The sequence below is a fragment of the Myroides sp. 1354 genome (assembly GCF_030324495.1).
Lineage (GTDB): Bacteria > Bacteroidota > Bacteroidia > Flavobacteriales > Flavobacteriaceae > Flavobacterium.
The window spans coordinates 40,628-67,071 of sequence record NZ_JACAGN010000016.1; the positions used below are offsets into that span (position 1 = coordinate 40,628).

Here is a 26,444-nt window from a genome sequence, read left to right on the forward strand (position 1 = left end):
CTTATTCTAGTATGACAGCACCTAAAAAATATAGCCTAAAAATAGTATTCATCGTTGTATTTGTATACTTGGGAACAGCGATTCCCCTTCAAGCTCAAGATCAACTCTTTGGTCCTTCATTCAGTTATCAATATCAAAATCGCACTATGTTCAAAACAGGGCTTTACTATGCTGCGGAACTCAATTCAAAGCATATTATCAAAGTAGATGCTACAGCCAATTTCACGTGGATAGAAAATAAATTCATTGTAATTCCTGAAATTGCAACCACTTACTATTCTGAAATGTATTACATTGGATTATTTGGACGAACCGAATTCACTCCTTATACCTTAACACCTAAGATAGGATTGTCATTTGCTACTTTCATTGAACTGGATTTTGGATACGGATTTCCGCTGGCCAACAAAGGTGAATTTCGTCCCATCAAAGGTTTTACAACTTCTTTGCGCTTGAATATTCCCATCAACTATAAGTTGTAATGCTTGGATTGACTACGTACAACAAATGTACATTTTTTCTATTCCTGGAAGACCTTTTTCAATCTTTGGTATACCTATTCTTATATTCTAACGGTGTAAATCCCGTTTGTCTTTTAAAAAAAATAGACAAATGATTCGCTTCTTTAAACCCCAACCGATACGAAATTGCATTCACTGGTAGATCTTTGTATAATAAACATCTACTGATTTCCATCACGATTCGCTTACAAATCCACTTATAAGGCGTTGTGTTTTCAATTTTTTGAAATGCATATTCAACTGTTCTCAAGCCTAGGTTTAATTCCTCTGCATACATCTTCACACTATAGCTTTTATTCAAATTCTTATTTACAAAATCTTTAAATTTCGCTACAATTAATTTTTCATGAGACACTGTTAGTTTCTCCTCTACAGCGGATTGATTCAACGAGCATTCTAAAAAAATTAAAACATTAAACAGATAATTATTCAACACGTATTGTTGTTTAGGATAGTAGGGTTTATTTAATTCTTGATTGATGATATTAAATAATAAAACTAATTCATCAAAATGATTGTTGACATTAATACTTTTACAAGTTCCCGCATACTTAAATATAGTAGACGTGTGAAAAAACTGAAAATGCATTTCATCAATACAAAAAAAATCTTCCGTAAAAATGATAACCTTTGCGTTATAATCTATGGGATCCTTCCATTCAACCACTTGATTTTTAAAAAGAACTAATACCTCTTTGGCTACCACTTGTATAGGATTAAAATCAACATTTAAAGTACCTTCTCCTTCAGTAAACAGGTGAATACTAAAAAAACTAAGCTCATGAGGGGCAAAAATAAAATCTTGTCTTAGCTCCAAGACTCTATCTAAATTCTCGCAATTTATATACAGTCTAGTAGAGGACCGATGCATAAACGGCTCTAAAGGTATGTTCATAGTATTGTCTTTCTTTCATCGTTAAACCCTATTTATAGGCTTAAATTGAAAAAACAAAACAAAGTAAAATTGACAAAACATTAGGATAGAAACCTGAATTTAAAGTATATATACACGCATATTACTGCAAATAATTTCACACCTTAATCAAGTTTTATCCCACAAAACATCAATAAATAATCATTTTTTAAGCCCAAACTTAAATTAAACATTATTTCAACAAATAGAACAAAAAAAAAATTAACAAAAAATACACAAATAAAACTAAAAAATTCAAATGTTTTTTAGTATCCACAGCATCCATCTTATCCGAAGAAAAAAAGAATAAAATACTATAATGCAAAAAGCATTCTATTGCTAGAATGCTTTTAAGGGGATTTTCTGTTTCTTTTAAATCCTACAGTAGGATTCCTCTAAAAAATTGTTGTTGTTTGTTCTTGAGCTTAAGTAATAAAGCCACTCGGTCGTTAAACCTCAAAAAGGTAAGTTTACACTAAACACCTTTAATGCAATAGTCCCCACTAACTCCTTACCTTTGAGTGGCTTTATTTATATCTGTATTCAACGAATCTTAGATAAACCGCTGTAAGGCGAAAGAGCCTCTCTTTTATTGTGCTTAACAAAAGTAAATACAGATGACTCGTTTCATACTATTGATTAACGAATAAAAAAGAGAGATTACCGCAAAAGGAAAAAATTGTATTTTACTCTTCCTTTCGTTGTAATCTCATCCTTCATCTACACGCCTACACAAAAAAAGAACGCTACTAGCGCTCTTTTGTATTAATCACAGTGTTCGTGTTTGTGCTTGTGTTTATTTTTATTTTTGTGTTTGTCTTTGTACTTATTGCTTTTGTGATAATGATGGTCTCTCTTGTGATCATAAGGGCGATAATGGGTGTACACATACGCATTGTCATTCCATTTTTCTTGTTGCTCAATAGTCAAGATATCTCCTATTTTAATTCGTACCTCCCTATACAATTGGTCTCTTTTTCGATTGAGTTCAGATTCACTATACCGTTTTGAACTAGCCCAACTACTATATTGACTCTCGCAATCTCTTTGATATTGTCTAATCTGATTCCATTGGCTGTCTTTTAGCCCTAAAATGGATGCATCATCGTAAACTAATGATACTAATCCTCCTAAATTAACACCAATACTCGTACTGTTAACTTTTGTTTGTGCATTTGCAAAAGAAACCATGCATGCAAATACTCCAACAATAATGCTCTTTTTCATATTACTACTTGTTTTTATTCTCAATTTTTTATTTTGTTAGTAAGGCAAAATAATTGTTGATAAAAAAACAATCCTCATTTTATATCTCTTTTTTACAAGAAGATTAAATCAAATTAAAGCATATGTTAGTAATTTTCAAACAAAATTCACTTATTATTAACTATTCAACAACCCTAATTCCTCTACTTCTCACAAAGAGAATTGATTAGAACTTCGCATAACACGAATAATCAAAAAAACAGAATACTCGATCTTATAGCTATTCTTACTGATCTTTTGCTTTTTTTGATTTCTTAGGCCAATATCTGCGCTTTTTGGATTTTTTAATTTTCTTGGGATCTGGCTTGACCTCTTCTAAACTAGAAGCTTCAAGTGAATGTACCGCAATCTTAGTTCCAATTAATGTTTCAATCTTTTTGAGTTCTTTCTTTTCATCTTCCGCACAAAAAGAAATTGCAATACCATGAGCGCCTGCGCGTCCTGTACGTCCAATACGGTGAACATAGCTTTCGGGAATATTGGGTAATTCGTAATTTACAACATGTGGAAGTTCTTCAATATCAATTCCTCTAGCAGCAATATCCGTCGCTATTAATACGCGAATTTGATTTTCCTTGAAATCACTAAGTGCACGTTGTCTAGCATTTTGGGACTTATTACCGTGAATAGCAGCAGCAGAAATACCTACACTACTCAGTTTTTTGGCCAATCGATCTGCCCCATATTTTGTTCGTGTAAAAACCAGCGAACGCTGAATAGAAGTATCGTTTAAAAGCTCAATTAACAAGGGTAATTTTTCGTCCTTTTCAGCAAAATAAACCCCTTGTTCAATTGTTCCCGCTGTAGAAGAAACAGGAGTTACATTAATTTCCTTGGGATTTTGAACTAATTCCATCGCTAACTTTCTAATCTCTGGTGGCATTGTTGCAGAAAAAAATAGCGTTTGCCTTTGACTGGGAATTTGAGTGAATACCTTTCTTACATCTCGAACAAATCCCATATCCAACATACGATCAGCCTCATCTAATACCACAATTTCCAACTGGCGAAGGGAAATTAAACGCTGATTCAACAAATCCAATAAACGACCTGGAGTAGCAATAACAATATCTACACCTCGCTTCAATTGCGCAACTTGTTTGTGCTGAGGTACCCCACCAAAAATAGCCAAATGTTTTAGTTTCAAATGTGTCCCATACGTTTTGAAATTCTCATCAATCTGAATGGCTAACTCTCTCGTAGGAGTTAAAATCAAAGAGCGAACTCCTTTTTTATCACCTTTTTGTTCCTCTAACAATTGCAAAATAGGAATAGCAAAAGATGCCGTTTTTCCTGTTCCCGTTTGTGCACATCCAATAAGATCATGCCCTTTTAAAATGAAAGGAATGCTTCCTTTTTGTATGGCAGTAGGTTGTGTATATCCTACTCGTTTAATCGCCTTTAAGATAGGCTGAATTATATCTAATTGTTCAAAATTCATATTCAATGACTGGACACCCAGTTTTTATACTACTCCCTATAAGCAAAGTTGAAATAATCAGGAGTCTTTAACTTATTTCAACCTTTTTTATTTACATTATCGCTTTGCGTTCTATGCTATTTACTAAAAAACCTAAAATAAAATACTCTCATTTACTCCTATAAAATCATCGTTCTAGAGCAACATGAAAACTAATCTCAAGAAAAGTTAAAAAAACAATAATCGACTAAAAAAAGCTTTTTCTTATATAAAATAATAGAAAGCATAAATTTATAGGTAAATTCTGCGCGAATATAGACCTTTTAAATGACTTTCAACAAACTAGCGTACATTAAACCTCTCAACCATTAAATAACGAAAAAATGCTTATTTGTTATCCCCTTTGCCCTTCTCTTTCCAATTATTATTCAGGATAACGGGCAAATTGCCATTTGCTCCTGCGTATTTCTCTTTTCTCTTTCCAATTATTATTCAGGATAACGGGCAAATTGACATTTGCCTCTACATATTTCTCTTTCTTCTCATAACGAGATTATTTATTTAAATTATTTCTCCAACTAAGGAATTTACCTTACTTTTATAAGGATTAAACCTACCAATAAATAAAGTATGAAGATAGACTTTACTAAAGCGAGTTTTAAAGATTTTGAAAATATTCCCGACTTAAATATTTATCAAAGAGCTCATGTTCACGAGGGGTATCTCAACTACCTACGTGAAAATGAATTTATGAACTACCGCTTATTAGCTAACTCTGGTTGTGGTCCTGAAATAGGTTTAGAAGAAGATGGCTACATCAAAAAAGGAGATTACATCAGTTTTGTTTGTAATGATTATTTGGGATTCACTCAACATCCTGAAATAAAAAAAGCAGTCATTCAAGGAATCGAAAAATACGGAACAGGAGCAGGAGCTTCACCTTTAATAGGGGGCTATTTCGATTATCACAAAGAACTAGAAGACAAGCTATCTGCCTTCTTCAAACGCCCTAAAGGATCTTCTATCGTTTATACTACAGGATATACCTCCAACAGTGCTTCTTTACTTTGTTTATTAAAAAAAGAAGACATTGCTATTGTAGATATGGCAGTCCACGCCAGCGTATATGAAGGCATCATGGGTACGACTGTCAAGCGTTTTTTACACAATAACACAGAAGCACTAGAGCGCATTTTAGCTTCTGCTCAAGATACTTATCGCACCAAAATGGTCATCATTGATGGAGTATACTCCCAAGATGGCGATGTTGCCAAACTCAAAGAAATACTAGAAATCACGAAAAAATATGGCGGGATTCTCTTAGTGGATGATGCTCATGGTATTGGCGTATTAGGTGAAACAGGTCGCGGTGCAATGGAATATCACGATGTACTAAACCAAGTAGATATCATCACCGGAACGTTTAGTAAAACCTTTGGCAATATAGGAGGATATCTCGTTGCCAACAACCCTAATCTAATTTCATACCTGCAGTTTCAATCGAGGCAATATGCCTTTTCTGCTGCTGCAACACCCGCAATTGTAGGTGTAAGTCGAGCCATTGAATTAATAGATGAGGAACCGCAATGGCAAAAACAACTGTGGACGAACATAACATACTATAAAAAAGGATTAGTTGACATCGGCTTGGAAATTGGCGCTACAGATTCAGCAATTATTCCTGTTAAGATTGGAGATGTATACAAAAATAGTCAAGTGGGTAAACTATTACTTGAAAATGGCGTTTATACCAATCCCATCATGTATCCCGCAGTATCCTTAAAAGATTCACGCATCCGCATGAGTCTAATGGCCACACATACCAAAGAACACTTAGATAAAGCATTGAATGTCTTTGAGTATATCAGTAAAAAATTACAACTGACTAAACGCGAATAAACAAGCAAATAAAAAAATCGCTCCTCGATAAATCAAGGAGCGATTTTTTTATTTGATGACCACACTACTTTCCGGTCGTATCATATTGAATTTCTTTTCATTTTTATAACATAACCTAAAAATACTATCACTTGTAGCTGTCTATTATTTCAATAAAAAATACCGAGAAGTAGTGAGAAATAAATCTCTTTCTTTTCAGAACTTGCCAGTAAACCTAATACCTATAAAAATGGAGAAAATTATAGCTCAAATTATGCCAATACTTGCAACAGAACTCAATCAATATTATGGCAACTCTTATATTTTTCCACTTCCAGATTGGGCTGTATTACAAGCACAACCCGAACTAGTATATCTCTTGCCGATTTACGGAGAAAATGGAATCAAAATAGCGAAACAAAGGGTCGATTTCTCGGTTGACTTTTCCAATTATTCTTCTGTCTTATACTATGCTGATTTCCTCTTTCAACAAATGGATACCACATTGGAAATCATTGCTTACGTTGTTTTTTATCACAAAAAAATTCGCATCAACAAACATCTTGATTATCGTCAAGAATTAACAAAAGAAGAACGTGCAGAACAGCTATCCTTCAACAATAGCCAACCCAAAGTTGAAATATCCGTTCATTTTTTTAATCGAAATTTTTATTCCATTGATGATCTTTTACACTGGAAATAAACACATTAATTTTTTATTCTATTAAAAAAGGTAAACTAAATTTGATTTAACTCAAACATCTTTTCCATTTGCCTTTTTTTCATCCAAGTTGGTAAAAGACGAAAAGATGTATTGCGGCAAGCAACAAGCAAAGGGTTTCTCCATTGTGCTATTTTTCCTAAAGTCCAACTCTCTCGAACAATACTATGTGCTTTAGCTTGACGAGCAAGAGGAAAGTGTTTCAGCGCTTCCTCTAGAGAATATTGCTCTAACAACCTGCTGATTACATACACATCTTCTATGGCTTGGCAAGCGCCTTGACCTAAATTAGGAGTTGTAGCATGAGCTGCATCTCCAATCAAACAAGCTTTCTCCTTATACCATCCCTCAAAAGGTTTAAGGTCGTATATTTTATCAAAGTGAATCTTTTCTTTTGGAGTTTGTTGAATCATTTGTTGAACCCAAAGCGGACATTCATCTACATAGGAGGTTACTTCATGCTGAGGTTGATGCAAATCTTCATCTACTAAAAAATACCAATACACTTGATGATCGGCTAATTTCACAAATCCCATTCGCTTGCCTTTTCCCCAACTTTCTACAGCAACGTGTTCGTATTTTTGAGGGAGATCAAAAGGGAGAATTCCTCTCCAACAAACTTGATGCGCATCGCGTAAAGCATAATCGCCAAACAGCAATTGACGCACTTGTGAACGCAAACCATCCGCACCTATAATAAAGGGATGATTCACCCTGGTACCATCTGCAAACTCTAACTGATAGTCACCATCTGTTGTTTGTGTGATTTGTTGTAAACGCTTGTTCAATTGTATATCTTCACTTCCTATAGTATCTAACAAAACACGATGCAGCGCACTACGGTGAATAGCGATATTAACTAATTGATACTTTTCTTCAAAATTAACCAAAGAAGTTTGGTCTAAAACCTGTAAATTTAAATCCGTTAATAGCACAGTAGAAATACGAGTTCCCTTGCCGTTGAGTTCATCTGCTATTCCCAAATGACGATATACCTGCATTGCGTTATTTGCAAGGGCTATACCCGCTCCTACGGGTTTAATTCGAGGAGAGGATTCATATACTACAAAAGAAATACCAGCTCTTTTCAAAGCAACAGCTAATGTTAATCCCGCTATTCCTGCACCAACTATGGCTACTTGCATACTGTAATTTACATTTTCTATTTTGACACTCAAATATAAACGAATTTACACACAGTTCACAATTAACAACTAGCGTAAAAATAAATAACATAGGGACAAATTTATGCGGTATTGTAAGAATGAGAAAAGATAGTAATCTTTGCCTATCAATTCGAAAGTAGAACAACATGGACCAAATGAAAAGAAAAGGATCAAAAACCATACAAGGAATTCCATCGGAGATTTTAGTGCAACTCAATCACGGAAAGATTGAAACCGCAAATTTAGTAGAATGGTTAGCTATTGACATAAAGGAAATGTTGTCCATCGTATTGGCACAATGCAATAAATCAACGTATCTAAAACCTACTTTAGAAGCATTAGAAGCATTAAAAAAACCAACCATTACCTTAAAAAATGCTACGATTGGGCAAGTTTTATTGGCTGAAACGCTCAAGACTAAGGACCATGAACTTTTTACCTTTTTGAGCCAACATCCTGCGGATATGCCCCGTTGTTGGGCGACTTATATGGTGGGATGCAATACAACCTTGAGCCCTATACAACAACTCAACGCAATTCAACCCTTTGCAGCTGATACCCATTTTGGAGTTCGCGAAACAGCCTGGATGGCAGTGCGTCCAACTATCATTGAAAATCTAACACTTAGTTTGGAAGTATTAGAACCCTGGACCTTACATTCAGATGCTAACATTCGACGTTTTGCCACAGAAGCTACTCGACCTCGAGGTGTTTGGTGTGCTCATATTGATGCACTCAAATCCAACCCCTCACTGGCACTGCCTTTATTAGAGAATTTACGCAATGATCCCGTTAAATACGTTCAAGATAGTGTAGGGAATTGGTTAAATGACGCTAGTAAAACCCAACCCGATTTTGTTCAAAATTTATGTGATACTTGGTTGGCTGAAAGTAATACCAAAGCGACAACCTACATCGTAAAAAAAGCATTGAGAACGCTAAAAGGCTAATTCAAATTGTAGATTATAACACAAGTACAAGCCATTCTTCTTTTACAAATCAACAAAACAGAGTTTGATTATATCAGTAAATAAAAAAACGCTATAGTGAAGATACTACAGCGCTCATTTTAAGATATTAAAATTGTTGTGGGGACTTTCGCAATTGAAATATAGATTTCGTTATTCTCTGTACAAGTAAAACTAGTTTTCCTTTCATGTTGCCTTCTTTTATCTATTTTACTTCTATGACAAATGTAGAAGCTCATGACTAAATTTATACCATGGGAAACCCCTGATTTTAAAAAACAGGGTTTTCCTCCTTCTATTTTTTTTCACAAAGAAAAAGTACTGCAAAAATCATGAAATACAGTTTTGACTAGTTTGTAAAAAACCATATTTTATAAGGTTATTTCCCTTTTTCCCCTTTTATTTTTCTCTCTTAACTCCTTGAAAAAATCAAGTAAAAACAAATACCAAAACTTCGCTATTTTTTTTCTTTTCTATTAACATTTAGCATCTCATTTACATTTACCTAAATACAAAATAATTCACAATAAATAGTAAATATTAAATAATAAATAATATAAGTTATATTTTTTAACAAAAAACAAAACGTTACCAAAAACACAGATTCCTATTGCTTTTAGAAAAACACATAAAAATATCACAAAATTTAACTTACATTTGTTTACTATCATAAATCATTTTACGCTTACATAAAACAACTTATTTTTAGTCAAATAGTATTAATGTAAAAACATTTTTTATGAATCAACAGTTGCAAACACAAACAAATTTACATTGGGTTTACCAAAGTATCATCAATTGGGAAAACCTTTCGTTGGATCGAAACAAATTGATTGAAATTGCCGATTATGGACTGAGTACTTTTTATTTTCTAAAAGGTATTGTGGATACAGATGACATCCACGCTTATATGGGATGTTATAAAGATGTCTTCTATATACATTTTATTCCTAGTTCTTTAGATGTCCCTGCTTCATTTACCGATGGTATGACTATTCCCAAAGAACTATCTAGTAGTATTGCTACAAAACTAAACAATTTTAAGGGGCCTGTATTAAAAAATGAAGCTGAAGAGCGCATTGGTAATTGGGCAGACAAAACGTTGCGCGATGGTATTCTATTAGCAACAGATCTTTTTCAAATCTTTTGGATTCCCAATGAAGATTTTGAAGATAACACCCCAATTCAAGTCGATTTAGCAATAAACAACAATAATCCAGACTTAATCTTAACTCAATTGAATCAAATGGATAGTTTTTTGAATACTTGTAAACCTATTCCTCCCTTTAAACCCACATTACTACAAAATCAATTTGCTTTATATGAACAAATAAAGCTATGGAAAATCTAGTAACGAAGGAAGCATGACTCTTTTTGAATTTGTAACCTATATTACCTATTTAGTTCCAGTACTTTTAATTATACTCATTGTATATGCTGGAACTAAAACACCTTTCAACGCAGTAAAATTCGCCCTACTAGGTTATCTCATTACGAGTTTAGCCTTCTATTTTATGGGCGAATTTTTAGGAAAAGTCTATCGTAATAATTTAATTCTAATTCCAATTTTTGGTGTAGTTGAACTAGCTTGGTTTTCTCTGATCTATCGCCTTATAACGACAAAAAAGCTTTATTACCTAATTAATTTACCTGCGCTTATTTGTCTGATATACGAACTAAATACCATCAATTTTCACCTCCTTATAGAGATTGAATCCTACACTCGATTTACTTCCACTTTTACCTTACTGCTATTGGCTATTTTTTATTGTTTTAACTTATTGAAAAATAGATGGAGGGATTATCATCCTTCTTTTTTCTTGCTCAATGCAACATTACTTATTTATGCGTCTTTCTCATGTATTTACTATCTTCCTCTTAATCTATTGATTAATGGGAAATCCGAAAACAAATTCTTGTTTTGGTTAGTAAACCTTATCATCACCTTATTGTTTTACATCATAAATACCAAAATATTATGCAACATACCTGGCAAAGAGAAAACATCATCATAATTTGGTTTATCATTGGCTTATTACTTGTCCTTATCATTAGTATTGCCTTTATCATTCTGCTTATGTTAAACTATAAAAAACACATTGACACTCAACATCAAATTAACCTATTAAACCAACAACATTCAAAAAAGCTACAGCTATCCTCTGTTGATATTCAAGAAAAAGAACGACAACGAATCGGAAGTGATTTACACGATTCCGTCATTAATGCACTAAATATCTTATTTTTAAAATCCCAAGCAGGACAAACAGACGATCAATTGGTGGAGAGTATTCAAGAAACAATACAACTAACTCGAAGTATTTCACACGGTTTAAATCCACCATTCTTAAACTATGCTTCTCTTGAAAATCTAATCAAAGACTTGTTTCAACAATGGAATATTTTTTATACCATCAAGTTGTATATTAATAAACGAACGTCTTTTGAATTGACAACAGAACAAAAAATGCATTTGTTGCGTATTATCCAAGAATTAATGAGTAATATCCACAAACATGCGCAAGCCAATCAAGTTGAATTTCAGCTGAGATTATCCGAAAAAGCGGTTGTCTTTGCGATGCGTGATAATGGCAAGGGATTTCAGTCCAAATGTGATAACCAAGGACTTGGTTTACAAAACATCCAGGTTAGAGCCTCTTTATTAAAAGCAACATTTAAATATAAGCAACAACAATCTGTCGGAACCGTATTTTTGTTTATATTACCTCAAATTACAAAACCATGACTATAAAAGTAATTCTCCTAGATGATGAAGTACTCATCACTGATTTATTATCTAACTTTTTGCAACAAGATCCTGCTATCGAAGTAATGAGTACTTATAACTTTGGTACTTCTTTCTTAGATGCAATGCAAGAAGCAACAACGCTACCTGATCTTTTTATTTTCGACTATCGCATTGGTGATACAGATGGAATCGAACTACTTAAGCGTTTGCGTGTCTTGGGGATTCAAACCCCAGTCATCCTTTTATCCTCGCATTATAACGATAGCTTAATTAGTTTCATCGTTAAAACGGGATTTGCCGCCTTTTTACCTAAAAACATGAAACCAAGCACGTTGACGGAAGTTATTCATGAAGTACACGCCAAGGGATTCTATTTACTTCCTGCTCAATTTGAACATCTACGCGAACAAATGCAAGTGAAGGCCCAACCGTTAACGACTGATTTAAAACTTGCGCTTTCTGAACGCGAAATTGAAGTACTTCACCTTATCGCTCAACAAAAAACAGGAAAAGAAATTGCAGACCTTTTATTTATTTCTCTAAAAACAGTAGAAGGACATAAAAACAATTTATTTCTCAAAACAGGAGCAAAAAATGTAGTCGGTTTAATTGTATATGCCGTACAACATAAACTACTTTCTCTGGACGAAATATCCATGTATTAATACATCTGCTAAAAAGCCCCCTTTTTACAAGTATTCAATTCCTTACAACTGAAAGTGAAATACACTTAAATAACGATCCTTAATTTGCGTTTCAATCTGACCCACCATTTGACCATTTAGCTTTTGATAAAACGCATCTACATGAGGATCTGCATACAACTGCACATAATGGTATCCCATTGAAGTGGCTTGATTAATCGCATGGTGAAACAGTAACTTTCCATAGCCGTTTCCATGGTATTCTGGTAAAACCCACAACCCATCCAATAATGCAAAATCACCCTCGTTTTTTAATGCATAAAAACCAATCAACACCTCTCCTATCTCTCCTTTAACAATCTTTCCTTCTACAAAACAATCTGGAGTAACCGACAAATCATTTTCCCACAATTGCATCCATGCATCTGAATACCCCCAGTGCTGTTTTGCTTTTTTTGCAATTTGTGTCAATATTGCACAATCTCCTACTGAAGCAGGTATTATTTTTATATCCATATGTCTATTTTAAACGAATTTCAAACAACTACAACTGTGTATGTTGCTGAATAAAATCAATTGTTTTATCTACTACTTTAGCCAAATCCTCCGGAAGCTCTTCTTGGTTATGTGGATGTCTAGCCCCAAATACGTGATCCGCTCCCTCAACGATAAACAATTCCGATTCTTTGATCCAAAGGTGCAATAGCTCTGCCTCTTTTACATTGACCGCCTGGTCTGCTGTACCGTTAACAATTAAAACTGGTTTTTTGAGATTTTGAGCTGCATATTGAATTGTCAATTGCTGTTCGTGTGCCACAAAATCCTCCCAAAAGGAAAAGTAATGGGGCATTTCTTGTTTCGTACGCCCATTTAAACTATAAAACACCCCCTCCTTTTTCCATTGTTCGAAGTTATCGCGTTGGGGAAATCGCTTTTTAAAATCGGCAACACCCGCCCAAGAAATAGCTCCTGTCACTTTATCATTGTAATAGGTTTGCAGCACGACAGCCCCTCCTCCTCTACTGTGTCCAATTAAAAATATTTTCGTTTCATCCACAAAAGGCTGACTGCTGTAATAATCAATAACAGTCGTTAAGTCAAGCTGCTCTTGGGTATACGTATTTCTTCCAAATGCGTCCAAATCCGTAAATTCCGAAGGGTTATCTACTGTTGTACCATTGAGGGAAAAATTGAATTTAACTACTGTAAAACCAACTTTTGCAATCGTTTGCATGGCCAAATCCCAAGCTCCCCAATCCTTAAAGCCTTTATAACCGTGACAAAATACAACCAAAGGATATTTTTCTTGAGTTCTATTCTGATAGCAATCGGCTAAAATAGGCGATGTAGTACCGCTGGGAATGACTGCTGTTGTATGATGTAATTGCTCCATTCTTTTGAATCTTTTTTAACAGCTTAAAGTGCTTTTTTAAAACAACCTTAAACATTAATATTTTAACTTAGCTTGTACAAATCAATTTAATTAACAAATAAACGCAGCATATGAAACCTTTAAATTTTAGTACTCCTACTTGGAAAAGAGCTTTTTCCATTGCTATTGTAAACTTAAGTTTATTGTTTACTTCATTCACTACACTTGCACAAGAGAAAGAACAAGTTACGATAAAAAACAAAACTTTAGCTTACGAAATAACAAAAGAAACAACAGCTAGTGATTTGGACATGATTCAGAAAGAAATTAATGCAGCCAAAATTGCTGACCTAAAATTTTCAAATGTAAAGCGCAATGCAAAAAATGAGATTATAGGGCTCACAACGCAGTTTAAAGATGAACGAGGTTCTTCTCAAAAGAAAAGTGAATACAACTCTCAAGGTATTCGCCCTTTTGCTGTAAAAATACACGAAAATGCCGAGGGGTATAAATACTTAGAAATAGCTAATACCACAGCAGGGCTGGCGACAAAACAAACAACATCTACTTCGTCTCTAAATGATTTACTTTCAAATGAAAGCAGCGATAATTTCGATTTTGGAGAATCTGATATGATGGAAATGATGAAAGCCATGCAAGAAAGCATGCAACAACAACAAGAATTGATGCAAAAATTATTGCAGGAAGATACGAAGTGAAATAAATAGTGAGGTGGTGAGGCAAACTCTTACCTCTGACATCTTCACAAAAAGCAAACCTAACAAAATAAAAAACGCTTCCTTATTATGGAAGCGTTTTTCTATTGCACACAAAAAAGCCATAACGACAAGGTTATAGCTTTTTATTATTTAGTTCGCTACTCCCTATCTTGAATAGTTAGGAGCTGATTTAGTAATCGTAATATTATGTGGGTGACTTTCTCCAATACCTGAAGCAGTCAACTGAACGAAACGAGCCACTTCTTGTAACGTAGGAATATCTTTTGCACCACAGTATCCCATACCTGCGCGTAATCCTCCGATAAATTGTAACATACTTTCGTTTAATTCCCCTTTGTAAGGAACGCGTCCTTCAATTCCTTCTGGAACTAATTTTTTCACATCATCTTCTACATCTTGGAAATAGCGATCTTTTGAACCTTGTTTCATTGCTGCAACAGATCCCATTCCGCGGTATGCTTTGAATTTTCGTCCTTCAAAAATGATGGTTTCCCCTGGAGATTCTTTTGTTCCTGCCAACATCGATCCCAACATCACACAGTCAGCACCTGCGCCGATTGCTTTAGGAATATCTCCTGTATAACGTAAACCTCCATCTCCAATTACAGGAACACCCGTTCCTTTAAGTGCAGCAGCTACTTCCATAATTGCTGAGAATTGTGGAAATCCAACACCTGCTACAACGCGTGTTGTACAGATAGAACCAGGTCCAATTCCAACTTTTACAGCATCCGCTCCTGCTTCTACTAAGTACAAAGCTGCCTCTGGTGTTGCAATATTACCTACAACTACATCAATTTCAGGAAATGCTTGTTTTACTGCTTTCAATACCCCTACTACACCTTGTGTATGTCCGTGTGCGGTATCAATAATCAATGCATCTACACCCGCTTTAACCAAAGCCGTTGCACGTTCCACTGTATCATGAGTTACACCTAAAGCTGCAGCTACGCGTAAACGACCGAATTGATCTTTATTCGCATTAGGCTTCAAGGTTAACTTCGTAATATCTCTGAATGTAATTAATCCTACTAATTTGTAATTCGCATTAACTACAGGTAATTTTTCAATTTTATTCTCTTGTAAAATACCTTCTGCTTGCTCTAAAGTTGTTCCCTCTGCTGCAGTAACTAGGTTTTCTTTCGTCATTACCTCTGTAATAGGTTTTGCATTTTCTTTTTCGAAACGCATATCTCTATTGGTAATAATCCCTTTTAAAACCCCATGTTCATCAACAACAGGAATTCCTCCAATGCTGTATTCGGCCATCGCTTTCTTCGCATCACCTACCGTAGCAGTTAAAGGTAAAGTAACAGGATCGATAATCATTCCTGATTCCGCTCTTTTTACTTTGCGAACTTCTTTCGCTTGCTCTTCAATCGTCATATTTTTATGGATAACTCCAATTCCTCCTTCACGAGCAATAGCAATAGCCATTTCGCTTTCTGTTACCGTATCCATCGCCGCAGATACAATTGGAACATTAAGCGTAATATTTCTTGAAAAATTTGTTTTTAAACTTACCTCTCTAGGTAAAACTTCCGAATAATTTGGAACTAAAAGAACATCATCGTAAGTTAATCCTTGACCGATGATTTTTGTTGTGTGTGCTTTCATGTGCAATTGTAGTTGAATTGCACGCAAATTTAGTTTTTTTTATTCAGCTAAAAAAATCTTAGTGGTAAAAATTAAAAACTTTTAACGCTTCGTTATAAGCGCTTTCAAAAGACATCGCACTTAAGTTAGTATCTATCTTATTGGCAGTAAAATAGCTCAACATTTTTTCCGTTGGCATATTTCCCGTTAAATCATCTTTTGCCATCGGACATCCTCCATATCCTTTAATTGCTCCGTCATAACGCAAACAACCTGCCTTATAAGCCGCATCAATTTTCTCAAACCACGAGTCGGGTGTCGTATGTAAATGGGCACCAAATTCAATCGCTGGATAAGCTGGGATCAAATTGCTATAAAGATAATCAATCACCTCAGGTGTTGAACTTCCCACCGTATCTGACAGAGACAGAATACGCACACCCATATTCGCTAATCGCTCTGTCCATTCTCCTACGATATCCACATTCCAAGGATCTCCATAAGGATTACCGAATCCCATAGACAAATAAGCCACCACTTCTTTATTGGTTTTATTTGCAATTTCCAAAATCTCTTGTAAAGTTACCAAAGACTCTGCAATAGTTTTATGCGTATTGCGCATTTGAAAATTCTCAGATATAGAAAAAGGAAAACCTAAATATTGTATTTCTTTATGTACAGCTGCTTCTTCTGCCCCTCTTGTATTGGCAATAATAGCTAACAATTTACTTTGTGTTTTACTCAAATCCAATTGAGTCAAAACTTCTGCTGTATCGACCATCTGCGGAATAGCCTTAGCCGATACAAAACTACCAAAATCAATAGTATCAAAACCTACACGCAATAACGCTTGTAAATATTGTACTTTTTTTTCTGTTGGTATAAACATTTTAATGCCTTGCATTGCATCGCGAGGACATTCTATAATTTTTACTGCTGGTTTCATAGTGCCTCAAAGATAGAAGAAAGACCGAAATTCTCAAAAACAAATTAAAAATTTAAAAACATCAGAATTTGCAGTTTTTAGATTCCTCTCTTTATCGTTAATAACCTTTAAAATCTTTAAGAATATTTTAAAGAAATACCGTAGAATTAATTGTAAGTTTGAGGGACAAGACAAAACAAAAACTATGACTCAATCAACTCAAACTACTATAAACAAAAATTTAGCTTTAGCTGAAATCATCGAAAAAGCAGGTACAATTGGAGAATACAGGGCTGTCTTTTACGAAAAATTCTTAAAAACAGACATTTATGTATTAGTTAAAAAAGGATACGACGAGGGGAATAGCTTCAATGCAAATGCCCCAATTATCACCTTTGAAGATCAAAAAATTCCAGTATTCACCGACCCTAAACACATCTATGATCAAGGTGCCATTCAGGATGAGATGAGCTATATGAAAGTAAATGGAAGATCCTTTTTAGAGCTCGCAATGGGACATACCATTATCATCAATCCTTTTTCAAAAGTTTATAAAGAATTAGTTCCCAACGAAATAGCAGATATGCTTAACGGCTCAATCTTCAATGTAATGAAAGATAATGTTGCTCATATTCATCTGCCAGTACTCATTGGGAAACCTGAACATGAACCATTGGATTTATTGCGTGATTTAAAAACAACCTTTACTGCCATCCCGTCAATCTCTTCTGCTTATTTGGGTTGGCTTTTTAATGAGCGTATCGATCAAAAACCACATTATATTTTTGCTGTAGAATGCACCACCAAAAATGCAGCAGAATTTAAGGAAATTGCAGATGTAATCTCCAATTTATGCAAACCACACTTGAAAAAAGAAGAGTATATCGACATTGTACGATTGGAGAAGAATGGAAACTTTAGTGATTATTTTTACAATCAGGATCAACCTTTTTACACGAAATAAGTTATGATTCAGCAAGCTGTGTTCACTCCTATAGATCGAGAAACATGGAGTCGAACTCCTTATTATGATTATTATCGCAATATTTTAAAAACAAAATATACGGTAAGTCTTAAAATTGATATCACAATTTTAATGGCGGTATACCAACGAAAATCTTATAAATTCTTTCCCACTTTTCTCTATGCTATCATGCGTGCCCTAAACAACAGTGAGACCCTGCGCACTTGTATACACGAAAATCAATTGGGAACTTGGAACTTCTTGACTCCTCAGTTTACCGTATTTCACGAAGACGATCATACTTTTTCTGATTTATGGAGTGATTACTATTCCAACTTTTCTTCCTTTTACCAAACCATCATACAAGATTTAACTCAATACAAAGACATCAAAGGAATCAAAGTAAAGCCAGGACTCCCACCCAACTTTGTACCTATTTCTTGTGTGCCTTGGATTAGCTTTGACAGTATAAGCCAAGATACCTCTCACGATTCTGATTTCCTCAAACCGATTATTCGATTTGGAAAATACTACCGTGAACAAGAAAAAGTTCTAATCCCACTCTCTATTTACGTCAATCACGCTATTGCTGATGGTTATCACACTTCGATGTTTTTAAACGACCTTCAAGCTATCGTTGACGATGCAGCATGTTGGATCATATAGTAATGGTCCTATTTTGATAAGAAGAAAATATTCTTCTTTCCACCTTTATCATCTTATAAAATACAAATGAGCCAAATAAAAAAAGTTTACAATTAATACTTAACTGTAAACTTTCCATCTTTTAAAAAAGTTCTTCTGCTCCTTCAATTACTTGATCTGAGTGAATCAATTGTAAATCTATTGTTTTAGCAGCTGTGAATTTTATTTCATCTTTATACTTTAGCACCATTCCTTTTTCCGTATTCAGTTGCCATCCTTCTTTGGAATAGATTGATTTTGTTTTATCACTTTCTAATACGATACTTTTTTCTCGTTGTGGCAAGAAGATTTCTGCTTCTTTCCCATCTTTTGCAAAGAGCACAAAACAGCTCACTTCGTTATTTTCTAGATCATTCTCCAAGTTTCCTTCATCCTCAATGGGATTCAATCGAAACCCTTGTTCAAATACGCGAATACAATCTGCCATGAGGTAACTATAACGATATCCAGCTGTGTAGGCACATCCAAAACCATCCTCTTCTCCAACAACAGTTGTACCGCCATCTGTTTTAACCGTTTTCTCACGTTCTGATGCCGTATTTTTATCCTTGAGAATAAAATCACAAGAAACTAAACTAACAGATAAGAGCATGCCTATTACTAGTCCAATTTGTCGCATATTTATTTTTTATTGAGTTGAATACAAAACAGTTTCAATAGTAGAGAAATTAGTCGGTTGTTCTGGATTATAGAAATACTTAATTAATACTTCACCGTGTACGGCTCCAGAATAAAAATCGGCTATAATCCATCTGTGATTAATAAACTGAACTTTATTAATTACACATTTCTGGCCATTCATTGCTCCGTAAGGAACTAATGGGTTTCCTGACTCTAAGTGATTCAATGCTAATATTTCTTCTCGAATTTTATCAACATCTTGATCAAGTGTCTTGTAGTTAAAGTACTCTTGTGCATCATCATTGTATCCCAATGAAAAATACTTAGCTTCATTTAATTCTTTCGATACTAACTTCAGAGAATCTCGAACAATCGCGATGCGTTTGTGGGCTATTTCGATTTTTTTCTCTTCTGATTTCATCATATTGCGATTGGTATTATACAGAAGCGCTATGATAAGTACTGAAAAAACAAATAGATAAAAAAAGACTTTATGTCTCATGTTTACGGTATTTTTATTTGTTGTTCATCGTATGCCAAAGATACATTTTTTGGCAATATCTTTTCCACTTCTGCGCAAAAACCCAAATCTTGTGAAATATGAATCAAATAGGCTTGACAAGGATTGATTTTTTCAATAAAAGCCAAGGCCTCTTCTAAATTAAAATGCGTCGGATGTTCTTTGATTCTCAAAGCATTCACCACTAAAATTTTACATCCTTTAATTTTTTCAATTTCAGTGTCATCGATAAACTTAGCATCCGTTATATAAACAAAATCCTTCAATCGAAATCCAAAAATAGGCAAATCTCCGTGCTGAATTAACAAGGGAATAATCGTTTTTCCTTTGATAGAAAATGTTTGATCTGGTTCTATGATATTTTGCTGAACACTAGGCGCACCCGGATAGCGATTCTCAGTGGTAAAAATATATTCATAACGTCTTTCTAATGCCTTCATAACGCGATCAGACGCGTAAATTGGCATGGGTCCATGAAGAAAAGTCAATGGGCGAATTTCATCCAAACCCGCTATATGATCCGCATGTTCATGTGTAAAGAGAATAGCATCAATCTGATTGCATTTCGCTTGTAGCATTTGATGTCTAAAATCAGGTCCACAATCAATTAAAATAGTTAAATCATCCCATGTGATCAACGCTGATGTTCTCAATCGATAATCGCGTTTGTCTAAACTTTTCCCCACAGGGTGATCTATCGCTATTACTGGCACTCCTTGTGAGGTACCTGTACCTAAAAATCGTATTTCCAAAACCGAGTCCTTTTTATACAAAAGTACGCTTTATCTTTTTTTTTGTTGTATAGAATTTGTTACTTTGTTTCAAAAGCTTACAGATGGAATATTTTGCAGAAGATTTAGTATTAGAAGGAGACAGAATTATAGAGCAGCAACCTGCTATTTCAGACAAGGCGCTCCGCATAAACATGAACCACAACATTTACGGGACATTTGCCGAAATTGGTGCGGGCCAAGAAACAGTACGTCATTTTTTTAGAGCAGGGGGTTCTGCACGAACTATTGCAAAAGCGATGTCTGCTTATGACAAATCTTTTAGCGATGCAATCTATAGTGTTGAAGAAGACGGGCGTTATGTAACGGAGAGCAGACTAAACAAAATGTTGGATTATGAAACAAAAAAGATTGAGGACCGCATTCCACGCGCAGAAAATCCAACTAAAACGTTTTTCAGTTACGCCAATACAGTAGCAACAATTGATTATGCTAAAAAGAACAAAGGCCATGGATGGGTTGGAATTATCTTCCAAACCGCACCAGAAGAAGCCTATAGCAAGATAGTTTTACACATTCAATTCAAAGAAACAGACTCTAAACTACAACAAGAAACCTTAGGTATTTTAGGAGTAAACCTTATTTATGGTGCCTATTATCAACACCATGATCCAAAAAAATTAATCAGCTGTTTATACGACCACTTAGATCGCGATCAAATTGAAATTGATAGTATTAGTTTCACCGGGCATTTATTTAGCCAAATTGACAATCGACTCATGAGTCTTTTATTAGTGAAAAACGGCATGACTGAAGCCGTTATGTTTGGTCCAGATGGACAAAGTCGATTAGCTGCAAATGAATTATACCGCAAGAATATTCTAGCCTTACGCGGAAGTTTTAGACCCGTTACATTAGTAAACATGGACATGTACAAAAAGGCGTTAGAATCTTTTATCAACGAAAATCAATTGCAACGACAAGATACTACGGTTATTTTTGAAATTACCCTTTCTAATTTATTGATGGAGGGAAATTTGGATGAAAATGACTTCTTACATCGCGCAGATTTACTTTGTTCTTTGGGGCAAACAGTAATGATTTCGAACTTTCAAGAGTATTATAAATTAACAGCCTATTGCTCTAAATACACGACTGAGAAAATTGCTCTTTCTATGGGGGTGAGTAGTTTGCTTAATATTTTTGAAGAAAAGTATTATGCTCATTTAACGGGAGGAATGCTAGAAGCCCTAGGTAAATTATTCCGCAATCAAATGAGAATTTACCTCTATCCTATGTACGATGAGTCCGGTAATATCATAGATTCAACCAATCTAAAAGTAGATTTGCACATCAAAGAGTTGTATAAATTCTTCAAGAAAAATAACCAAATCGTAGACATCACCGATTACGATACAAAAAACTTAGCCATCTTTTCGCGTGATGTACTTCGCTCTTTACAATGCAATGAGCCTGGTTGGGAAGAAAAACTACCGACGGGAATTGCAAGTATGATTAAAGAAAAAGAGCTTTTTGGTTATGTCCAAGCTGAAGTTCACAATTAACCAAAATACAAATAAAAAGCGACGCCAAATGGCGTCGCTTTTTTTATCATTTTATTTGGTACTTTTCTAGTCAATAACTGGAGTAATTTGTTTGAATTCCATCACAATTTTATCTCCATTTTTAAAGATTAATGCGCTTTCTGTAATTTCGTAATTGGTCACCTCTGTCAATCCTTTTGTAAAAGCGAAATCCGCTACTCCTTCACAGAACATTCTTGTAGCCGCTAATTTATCACCAATAGAAATTCCATTATTGTCTTTCATTTCATATTCTCCAGAGATAGTATTACATCCATCCGTACCGTGTACCATTGAATCTCCTTCAAAGTTTAATGTTGGTTTTTTACCAGGAAACAATTCCTCTATCTTTTTATCCGCTGTATCTTCTGTGTGAATTGCAATTAATTCCCAACTTCCAACTAAATTCATTTTCTTTGTCACTTCTGTTTCTACCACAGGAGTTTCAGCTACTTCTGCTGCTTTTTCTGTACTTTTTTTCTCGTTACACGCAGCCAAGGTTAATACCATTAATCCTGCCACTAAAACTTTCATTCTTTTCATTTTTGCAATTTTTAAATGTTTAATTTGTTTTATCTAACAAATGTAAGCTAAAAATAAGAATTAATAGCAAAAATGATACAAAAAGTCACGAATTTACTACACCGACGAAACAACTTTCAGCCCCACAATAGAACCAATTAATGTCGCAATAAAGAATAAACGCCAAAAAGTAGCTGGGTCTTTAAATACAAAAATACCAACTAATACGGTACCTACAGCCCCTATTCCCGTCCAAACGGCATAAGCCGTCCCCAAAGGCAAGGTCTGGGTTGCTTTCATTAATAAAGCCATACTCATAACTAGAGCAAATAAAAAACCTCCATACCACCAAATGGCCTCTGTCCCTTTACTCTCATTGGCTTTTCCTAAACAATAAGTAAATCCAACTTCAAAAAATCCTCCAATAATTAAAAAAATCCAGTTCATTTATTTTTTTTTGCGAAAGTCGAATTATAAAATATATTTTTTTTTATCCTATGATAAAAATTTATTCCAAAAGATTGTTATTAAATAAACCCTTCTTCTTTGACTTTCTTTACTAGTCCTCCATTATCTAAAACATCAAACGTTTGCTTTAATCCCGCAATACGCTTATTAACAGCACTTTCACTTAAAAACAAAACTTCACTAATCTCTTTAATCTTAAATCCCTTATCCAATAGTAGTAAGATTTGTACATTTTGTTCTTGAAGTAATGCTTCTTTTTTATATATCCCCTTCAATGCTTCATTTGCGTGATAACTATACAGTCTCTCCCCTGAACATACTGCTTGTACTGCTTGTTTCAGTAAATCCTCTGTAACATCAACTTTAAGCAACAAAGCCTGAGGGACAATCTTTTTGTGTATCGTATACAATACTAGGGTTCCTTCATGACCAGTGACCAGAATAACCTGTGCTTTAGGAAACTTGTGCTTAAAGTAATGGACAAATTCAACACCATTTGTAATTGCCCTATCTATATCTCCTTTTCCCAAATTATAATCAACTAATACTAAATCTAACTTTGTACAATGATCAATATGGGTTATTCCCTCTGTAATAGAAGTAGCACTCAATATCGTAGCGTCCTGATAGACTTGTTCCAATACATATTTGTACCAATCAACAATCATTTGATGATCGTCAATTATTAATAAGGTAAAGCTCAAAATACTTTTATTTTTATTAACATATTGTATACTTTTACTGTACGTATTCAAGTCAAAATATAAATATGTTTGTTAGACAATTTTACGGATTTTATCCTAAAAAAGAATTTTAATCGTTTTTAAACATTAAATATACATTCAATTTATCAATTTTTTATTTTAATTTCTAAAAAAAACAAATATAATTTCAAACCCTATGAGAAAAACCTTCCTTACCTCAGTATCTATCTTAGCTTTACTTGCATTAGCATCATGTTCAACAGATAATATGCCAACAGAAGCTACGAATGGCGGCCAAAAAAACGCAAGTTTTGATACCATGCATGCCAAAACTTCAAATGAAGTAACGACTCCAACAGATTCTATTCCAACATCAAAAGAGAATATGAGTAAATCTGCAGACAATGGAGATATTATCATACTAAAAGACAAGAAAAAAATTATCGACAGTGCATATAGTACACAAGAAAATGGTGATATTATTATTTTAAAAGACAAGAAAAAGTAAATCATACACTAAATCAAACCCATCCCCTTTCTACTCAAACAGATTGGGGATTGTTTTTTTTTTAGTTTATTTGTATTCATTTCCTTCTACTTATGCAATACAGGTTTTGTTTTATTCTCTTTGCCATACTCTTTCTTATCAGTTGTTCTGATCAGCCACTTCATGAACGTCATTCAACCATTTCTCGTCTTTTAGAAACAATAGAAGAAGACAGCCTTTCAGAACGTAAACAACAATATATTCTAGATTCCTTATTCAATCAACTAACTAGTAATTCCAATAATCATCAACATAGAGAACTGCTATTTGATGCGGCCAATACAGCTTATAACATCAAACACCTCGACCTGTATTTGCGTATCAGTCAGAATATTTTAGAATTAGCGAAAAAAGATAAAGATACTGCCCACATTGCCAAATCTTATTATTACCTAGGAGATTATTATGAAGATATTGTAAAACTAGACAGTGCATACGCTTCCTATTCTTATGCTGTTAAATTTTACCAAGCGCAGAAAGACACACTACACCTTGGTATAATGCAAAAGGCCATGGCCGTCATTCTATTTGAAGAAGGTTTATTTAATCAAGCTGAAGTAGAAGCCTTTAATGCCTTAAAAAATCTCAATCATTATAACGACAAAAAACTACTCATGGAGGCCTATTCTACTGTGGCAAGTATTTTAGATCAGAATTCACAAAAAGAGGAAGCCATTCTCTATAATCAAAAAGTTTTAGATCTGATTAATACGATGTCTAACAAAGAAAATATGTCGCATTCTAAAGTAGGGATATACAACAACATTGGTTATTTACACAATAGTTTACGAGAATACGACAAAGCAGAAAAAGCCTTTCTTGAAGGATTGACTTTTATAGATGATAAATCTATGAAAGGAAACTATCACGCTATTCTTTTAAACAATTTAGCTTTTACTTACATTAAAACCGATCAACTTAACAAAGCGGAGCATTTAATTTTCGAAGCCTTTAAAATAAGAGACAGCCTACAAATCCCCCAAGGACTCATTTCGAGTTATGGTCGATTAGGCGAATTGTATTTAGCTAAAAAAGACACCTTAAAAGCTGTAGAATATTGGAAAAAAGGATTTAAAACCTCTGAACATTTTAAAGCGCGAAATACAGCTTTAACGAATCTGAGATACCTCAGCTTATACGATCAAAAAAATGCAAAAAGAATACGCCCAACGCTATTATGAAATTAATGATAGTTTAAAAACGTTACAAATCGAAAACAGAACTAAATTTGCGCGTATCGAATATGAAACAGCCCAACTAGAGGCGAGAAACGAATTACTCTCTCAACGCCTAACCTTATTTAGCATACTCTCTATTTTAGGTATACTCTTATCGGTATTGATTTACATTGTATTTAAGCAAAAAATGATACAAAAGCGTCTTTTATTTGAGCAGCATCAACAAAATGATCGTGAATTAATTTATAAATTAATCTTACAACAAGAAGAAATTGCCAAGAACACTTTACTTGATGAGAGAACGCGCATTAGTGCAGAACTACATGATGGTATTATTAATACCCTATTCAACATTCGCTTAATGTTATCTGACGACTCTCAACCAGATAATCGACAGTTGATTGCTTCTGAAATAGAAGAGGCGCAACAACAAATCCGAAGAATTTCACATAACCTTCAAGATCAAAGCCTAACCTTGGGTAGCTTTACCCCTATATTAGAAAATTTAGTAGAGAAAAACTCAACTGATCAACATACTTTCACCTTGTTGATCGCAAGAAATTTTGATTGGAGTACGTTTGACTATGAGACAAAAATGAATATCTATCGTATTATTCAAGAGTCAATTCAAAATATTATTAAACACGCACAAGCCACTAGAGCGATTATCTCTATTGTTGAATCAACCTCAAGTTATCACATCAAAATTCAAGATAATGGCATTGGATTTAAGGTAAGTGAAGTAAAGAAAGGTATTGGATTAAAAAACATACAATATCGCGTCAATCAGATGAATGCAATTTTAACGATCAATTCGACCGCCAAAAAGGGTACGATATTAGAAGTTATCTTATCTAAAGTAAAATAGGGATTGGTGTCCCCACAACCAATCCCTATTTACCTAAATTAATCAATAGATACTCATTCATTATTAATTCATTTGTTTCCTTTATCTGTGCGTAAAAAATACGTCTTATATTCAGTTTAAAGTCCCTAACAAATGTTCTGTATGATTTTATCAG

Annotated in this window: 29 protein-coding genes; 15 read left to right on the forward strand and 14 right to left on the reverse strand. The window is 34.2% G+C overall.

From position 1 onward, the window contains the following. Positions 1-11 precede the first annotated feature (11 nt). Positions 12-482 carry a hypothetical protein gene (locus HX004_RS14630; RefSeq protein WP_286443344.1) on the forward strand — a complete coding sequence of 157 codons (471 nt, stop codon included), beginning with the start codon at positions 12-14 and terminating at the stop codon, positions 480-482. A gap of 58 nt (positions 483-540) precedes the next feature. On the opposite strand, the gene HX004_RS14635 is transcribed toward HX004_RS14630, so the two are convergent. From HX004_RS14635 to HX004_RS14645, 3 genes are all read right to left on the reverse strand, one after another. Continuing rightward, the gene (locus HX004_RS14635; RefSeq protein WP_286443345.1) at positions 541-1,416 is read right to left on the reverse strand and encodes an AraC family transcriptional regulator; all 876 of its coding nucleotides are present in this window, start codon (positions 1,414-1,416) and stop codon (positions 541-543) included. A gap of 783 nt (positions 1,417-2,199) precedes the next feature. Next, positions 2,200-2,661, reverse strand: a complete 462-nt coding sequence (locus HX004_RS14640) for a hypothetical protein (RefSeq protein ID WP_286443346.1) — start codon at positions 2,659-2,661, stop codon at positions 2,200-2,202. 265 nt (positions 2,662-2,926) lie between these two features. Beyond that, entirely contained in the window at positions 2,927-4,141 is a 1,215-nt protein-coding gene (locus tag HX004_RS14645) for a DEAD/DEAH box helicase (RefSeq protein ID WP_286443347.1), read from the reverse strand. A 609-nt stretch (positions 4,142-4,750) separates the two neighbouring features. Here HX004_RS14645 and HX004_RS14650 point away from each other — a divergent pair. Together HX004_RS14650 and HX004_RS14655 are read left to right on the forward strand one after the other, a co-directional pair. Further along, positions 4,751-6,019, forward strand: coding sequence for an aminotransferase class I/II-fold pyridoxal phosphate-dependent enzyme (locus HX004_RS14650; RefSeq protein WP_286443348.1), 1,269 nt, complete (start codon positions 4,751-4,753; stop codon positions 6,017-6,019). A gap of 229 nt (positions 6,020-6,248) precedes the next feature. Beyond that, complete coding sequence (locus tag HX004_RS14655; RefSeq protein ID WP_286443349.1) at positions 6,249-6,701, forward strand: hypothetical protein; 453 nt, start codon at positions 6,249-6,251, stop codon at positions 6,699-6,701. Between the two features lie 35 nt (positions 6,702-6,736). Here the strand turns inward: HX004_RS14655 and HX004_RS14660 are convergent, their stop codons facing one another. Further along, on the reverse strand, positions 6,737-7,864 hold the full coding sequence (locus tag HX004_RS14660) for an FAD-dependent monooxygenase (RefSeq protein ID WP_286443350.1): 1,128 nt from the start codon (positions 7,862-7,864) through the stop codon (positions 6,737-6,739). 167 nt (positions 7,865-8,031) lie between these two features. Between HX004_RS14660 and HX004_RS14665 the strand changes: the two genes are divergently transcribed. The 5 genes from HX004_RS14665 (at position 8,032) to HX004_RS14685 (ending at position 12,267) form a co-directional block, all read left to right on the forward strand. Beyond that, the gene (locus tag HX004_RS14665) at positions 8,032-8,835 is read left to right on the forward strand and encodes a DNA alkylation repair protein (protein WP_286443351.1); all 804 of its coding nucleotides are present in this window, start codon (positions 8,032-8,034) and stop codon (positions 8,833-8,835) included. A 757-nt stretch (positions 8,836-9,592) separates the two neighbouring features. Then, complete coding sequence (locus HX004_RS14670; RefSeq protein ID WP_286443352.1) at positions 9,593-10,204, forward strand: hypothetical protein; 612 nt, start codon at positions 9,593-9,595, stop codon at positions 10,202-10,204. Between the two features lie 13 nt (positions 10,205-10,217). Continuing rightward, complete coding sequence (locus HX004_RS14675) at positions 10,218-10,868, forward strand: hypothetical protein (protein ID WP_286443353.1); 651 nt, start codon at positions 10,218-10,220, stop codon at positions 10,866-10,868. Then, positions 10,832-11,599: a sensor histidine kinase gene (locus HX004_RS14680; RefSeq protein ID WP_286443354.1), complete on the forward strand. Its 768-nt coding sequence runs from the start codon at positions 10,832-10,834 to the stop codon at positions 11,597-11,599. The genes HX004_RS14675 and HX004_RS14680 overlap by 37 nt, the downstream gene beginning before the upstream one ends. Beyond that, positions 11,596-12,267: a response regulator transcription factor gene (locus HX004_RS14685; RefSeq protein ID WP_286443355.1), complete on the forward strand. Its 672-nt coding sequence runs from the start codon at positions 11,596-11,598 to the stop codon at positions 12,265-12,267. Before HX004_RS14680 ends, HX004_RS14685 begins: the two co-directional genes overlap by 4 nt. Before the next feature lie 42 nt (positions 12,268-12,309). On the opposite strand, the gene HX004_RS14690 is transcribed toward HX004_RS14685, so the two are convergent. Together HX004_RS14690 and HX004_RS14695 are read right to left on the reverse strand one after the other, a co-directional pair. Then, complete coding sequence (locus HX004_RS14690; protein WP_286443356.1) at positions 12,310-12,762, reverse strand: GNAT family N-acetyltransferase; 453 nt, start codon at positions 12,760-12,762, stop codon at positions 12,310-12,312. 28 nt (positions 12,763-12,790) lie between these two features. Beyond that, positions 12,791-13,639, reverse strand: coding sequence for an alpha/beta hydrolase family protein (locus HX004_RS14695; protein ID WP_286443357.1), 849 nt, complete (start codon positions 13,637-13,639; stop codon positions 12,791-12,793). 110 nt (positions 13,640-13,749) lie between these two features. On the opposite strand from HX004_RS14695, the gene HX004_RS14700 reads away from it, so the two are divergent. Next, positions 13,750-14,337, forward strand: a complete 588-nt coding sequence (locus HX004_RS14700) for a hypothetical protein (RefSeq protein ID WP_286443358.1) — start codon at positions 13,750-13,752, stop codon at positions 14,335-14,337. Positions 14,338-14,502: 165 nt separating this feature from the next. On the opposite strand, the gene guaB is transcribed toward HX004_RS14700, so the two are convergent. Both guaB and HX004_RS14710 read right to left on the reverse strand, forming a co-directional pair. Further along, positions 14,503-15,975 (reverse strand): IMP dehydrogenase, encoded by a 1,473-nt coding sequence (guaB, locus tag HX004_RS14705; protein ID WP_286443359.1) that lies wholly within the window; start codon positions 15,973-15,975, stop codon positions 14,503-14,505. A gap of 58 nt (positions 15,976-16,033) precedes the next feature. Next, positions 16,034-16,900, reverse strand: coding sequence for a hydroxymethylglutaryl-CoA lyase (locus tag HX004_RS14710; protein WP_286443360.1), 867 nt, complete (start codon positions 16,898-16,900; stop codon positions 16,034-16,036). A 184-nt stretch (positions 16,901-17,084) separates the two neighbouring features. Between HX004_RS14710 and HX004_RS14715 the strand changes: the two genes are divergently transcribed. Together HX004_RS14715 and HX004_RS14720 are read left to right on the forward strand one after the other, a co-directional pair. Next, the gene (locus HX004_RS14715; protein ID WP_286443361.1) at positions 17,085-17,843 is read left to right on the forward strand and encodes an enhanced serine sensitivity protein SseB; all 759 of its coding nucleotides are present in this window, start codon (positions 17,085-17,087) and stop codon (positions 17,841-17,843) included. Positions 17,844-17,846: 3 nt separating this feature from the next. Beyond that, a complete protein-coding gene (locus tag HX004_RS14720; protein ID WP_286443362.1) occupies positions 17,847-18,509 on the forward strand; it encodes a CatA-like O-acetyltransferase in 663 nt (220 codons plus the stop codon). Positions 18,510-18,630: 121 nt separating this feature from the next. On the opposite strand, the gene HX004_RS14725 is transcribed toward HX004_RS14720, so the two are convergent. Genes HX004_RS14725 through HX004_RS14735 form a run of 3 tightly spaced genes read right to left on the reverse strand, consistent with a single transcriptional unit; the run spans position 18,631 to position 20,441 of the window. Next, the gene (locus tag HX004_RS14725) at positions 18,631-19,167 is read right to left on the reverse strand and encodes a hypothetical protein (protein WP_286443363.1); all 537 of its coding nucleotides are present in this window, start codon (positions 19,165-19,167) and stop codon (positions 18,631-18,633) included. Between the two features lie 9 nt (positions 19,168-19,176). Continuing rightward, the gene (locus tag HX004_RS14730; protein ID WP_286443364.1) at positions 19,177-19,671 is read right to left on the reverse strand and encodes a hydrolase; all 495 of its coding nucleotides are present in this window, start codon (positions 19,669-19,671) and stop codon (positions 19,177-19,179) included. A gap of 2 nt (positions 19,672-19,673) precedes the next feature. Beyond that, complete coding sequence (locus HX004_RS14735) at positions 19,674-20,441, reverse strand: MBL fold metallo-hydrolase (RefSeq protein ID WP_286443365.1); 768 nt, start codon at positions 20,439-20,441, stop codon at positions 19,674-19,676. Between the two features lie 83 nt (positions 20,442-20,524). On the opposite strand from HX004_RS14735, the gene HX004_RS14740 reads away from it, so the two are divergent. Continuing rightward, positions 20,525-21,985 carry a TonB-dependent receptor gene (locus HX004_RS14740; protein ID WP_286443366.1) on the forward strand — a complete coding sequence of 487 codons (1,461 nt, stop codon included), beginning with the start codon at positions 20,525-20,527 and terminating at the stop codon, positions 21,983-21,985. Between the two features lie 66 nt (positions 21,986-22,051). Here HX004_RS14740 and HX004_RS14745 read toward each other — a convergent pair whose 3' ends face one another. The 3 genes from HX004_RS14745 to HX004_RS14755 all read right to left on the reverse strand — a co-directional run bounded on the left by HX004_RS14745 (position 22,052) and on the right by HX004_RS14755 (position 23,697). After that, positions 22,052-22,546 (reverse strand): META domain-containing protein, encoded by a 495-nt coding sequence (locus tag HX004_RS14745; RefSeq protein ID WP_286443367.1) that lies wholly within the window; start codon positions 22,544-22,546, stop codon positions 22,052-22,054. A 96-nt stretch (positions 22,547-22,642) separates the two neighbouring features. After that, positions 22,643-22,972, reverse strand: a complete 330-nt coding sequence (locus tag HX004_RS14750; protein WP_286443368.1) for a DMT family transporter — start codon at positions 22,970-22,972, stop codon at positions 22,643-22,645. 80 nt (positions 22,973-23,052) lie between these two features. Next, a complete protein-coding gene (locus tag HX004_RS14755; RefSeq protein ID WP_286443369.1) occupies positions 23,053-23,697 on the reverse strand; it encodes a response regulator transcription factor in 645 nt (214 codons plus the stop codon). 196 nt (positions 23,698-23,893) lie between these two features. Between HX004_RS14755 and HX004_RS14760 the strand changes: the two genes are divergently transcribed. From HX004_RS14760 to HX004_RS14770, 3 genes are all read left to right on the forward strand, one after another. Continuing rightward, positions 23,894-24,205 carry a hypothetical protein gene (locus tag HX004_RS14760; protein ID WP_286443370.1) on the forward strand — a complete coding sequence of 104 codons (312 nt, stop codon included), beginning with the start codon at positions 23,894-23,896 and terminating at the stop codon, positions 24,203-24,205. Between the two features lie 92 nt (positions 24,206-24,297). Next, positions 24,298-25,425 carry a tetratricopeptide repeat protein gene (locus tag HX004_RS14765; protein WP_286443371.1) on the forward strand — a complete coding sequence of 376 codons (1,128 nt, stop codon included), beginning with the start codon at positions 24,298-24,300 and terminating at the stop codon, positions 25,423-25,425. After that, entirely contained in the window at positions 25,394-26,290 is an 897-nt protein-coding gene (locus HX004_RS14770) for a sensor histidine kinase (protein WP_286443372.1), read from the forward strand. Before HX004_RS14765 ends, HX004_RS14770 begins: the two co-directional genes overlap by 32 nt. Positions 26,291-26,444: the final 154 nt, after the last annotated feature.

Excerpts from the sequence above, each read along its gene's own strand:
- HX004_RS14630 (WP_286443344.1), top strand. The coding sequence starts at position 12 with ATGACAGCACCTAAAAAATATAGCCTAAAAATAGTATTCATCGTTGTA.
- HX004_RS14635 (WP_286443345.1), bottom strand. The coding sequence starts at position 1,416 with ATGAACATACCTTTAGAGCCGTTTATGCATCGGTCCTCTACTAGACTG.
- HX004_RS14640 (WP_286443346.1), bottom strand. The coding sequence starts at position 2,661 with ATGAAAAAGAGCATTATTGTTGGAGTATTTGCATGCATGGTTTCTTTT.
- HX004_RS14645 (WP_286443347.1), bottom strand. The coding sequence starts at position 4,141 with ATGAATTTTGAACAATTAGATATAATTCAGCCTATCTTAAAGGCGATT.
- HX004_RS14650 (WP_286443348.1), top strand. The coding sequence starts at position 4,751 with ATGAAGATAGACTTTACTAAAGCGAGTTTTAAAGATTTTGAAAATATT.
- HX004_RS14655 (WP_286443349.1), top strand. The coding sequence starts at position 6,249 with ATGGAGAAAATTATAGCTCAAATTATGCCAATACTTGCAACAGAACTC.
- HX004_RS14660 (WP_286443350.1), bottom strand. The coding sequence starts at position 7,864 with ATGCAAGTAGCCATAGTTGGTGCAGGAATAGCGGGATTAACATTAGCT.
- HX004_RS14665 (WP_286443351.1), top strand. The coding sequence starts at position 8,032 with ATGGACCAAATGAAAAGAAAAGGATCAAAAACCATACAAGGAATTCCA.
- HX004_RS14670 (WP_286443352.1), top strand. The coding sequence starts at position 9,593 with ATGAATCAACAGTTGCAAACACAAACAAATTTACATTGGGTTTACCAA.
- HX004_RS14675 (WP_286443353.1), top strand. The coding sequence starts at position 10,218 with ATGACTCTTTTTGAATTTGTAACCTATATTACCTATTTAGTTCCAGTA.
- HX004_RS14680 (WP_286443354.1), top strand. The coding sequence starts at position 10,832 with ATGCAACATACCTGGCAAAGAGAAAACATCATCATAATTTGGTTTATC.
- HX004_RS14685 (WP_286443355.1), top strand. The coding sequence starts at position 11,596 with ATGACTATAAAAGTAATTCTCCTAGATGATGAAGTACTCATCACTGAT.
- HX004_RS14690 (WP_286443356.1), bottom strand. The coding sequence starts at position 12,762 with ATGGATATAAAAATAATACCTGCTTCAGTAGGAGATTGTGCAATATTG.
- HX004_RS14695 (WP_286443357.1), bottom strand. The coding sequence starts at position 13,639 with ATGGAGCAATTACATCATACAACAGCAGTCATTCCCAGCGGTACTACA.
- HX004_RS14700 (WP_286443358.1), top strand. The coding sequence starts at position 13,750 with ATGAAACCTTTAAATTTTAGTACTCCTACTTGGAAAAGAGCTTTTTCC.
- guaB (WP_286443359.1), bottom strand. The coding sequence starts at position 15,975 with ATGAAAGCACACACAACAAAAATCATCGGTCAAGGATTAACTTACGAT.
- HX004_RS14710 (WP_286443360.1), bottom strand. The coding sequence starts at position 16,900 with ATGAAACCAGCAGTAAAAATTATAGAATGTCCTCGCGATGCAATGCAA.
- HX004_RS14715 (WP_286443361.1), top strand. The coding sequence starts at position 17,085 with ATGACTCAATCAACTCAAACTACTATAAACAAAAATTTAGCTTTAGCT.
- HX004_RS14720 (WP_286443362.1), top strand. The coding sequence starts at position 17,847 with ATGATTCAGCAAGCTGTGTTCACTCCTATAGATCGAGAAACATGGAGT.
- HX004_RS14725 (WP_286443363.1), bottom strand. The coding sequence starts at position 19,167 with ATGCGACAAATTGGACTAGTAATAGGCATGCTCTTATCTGTTAGTTTA.
- HX004_RS14730 (WP_286443364.1), bottom strand. The coding sequence starts at position 19,671 with ATGAGACATAAAGTCTTTTTTTATCTATTTGTTTTTTCAGTACTTATC.
- HX004_RS14740 (WP_286443366.1), top strand. The coding sequence starts at position 20,525 with ATGGAATATTTTGCAGAAGATTTAGTATTAGAAGGAGACAGAATTATA.
- HX004_RS14745 (WP_286443367.1), bottom strand. The coding sequence starts at position 22,546 with ATGAAAAGAATGAAAGTTTTAGTGGCAGGATTAATGGTATTAACCTTG.
- HX004_RS14750 (WP_286443368.1), bottom strand. The coding sequence starts at position 22,972 with ATGAACTGGATTTTTTTAATTATTGGAGGATTTTTTGAAGTTGGATTT.
- HX004_RS14760 (WP_286443370.1), top strand. The coding sequence starts at position 23,894 with ATGAGAAAAACCTTCCTTACCTCAGTATCTATCTTAGCTTTACTTGCA.
- HX004_RS14765 (WP_286443371.1), top strand. The coding sequence starts at position 24,298 with ATGCAATACAGGTTTTGTTTTATTCTCTTTGCCATACTCTTTCTTATC.
- HX004_RS14770 (WP_286443372.1), top strand. The coding sequence starts at position 25,394 with ATGCAAAAAGAATACGCCCAACGCTATTATGAAATTAATGATAGTTTA.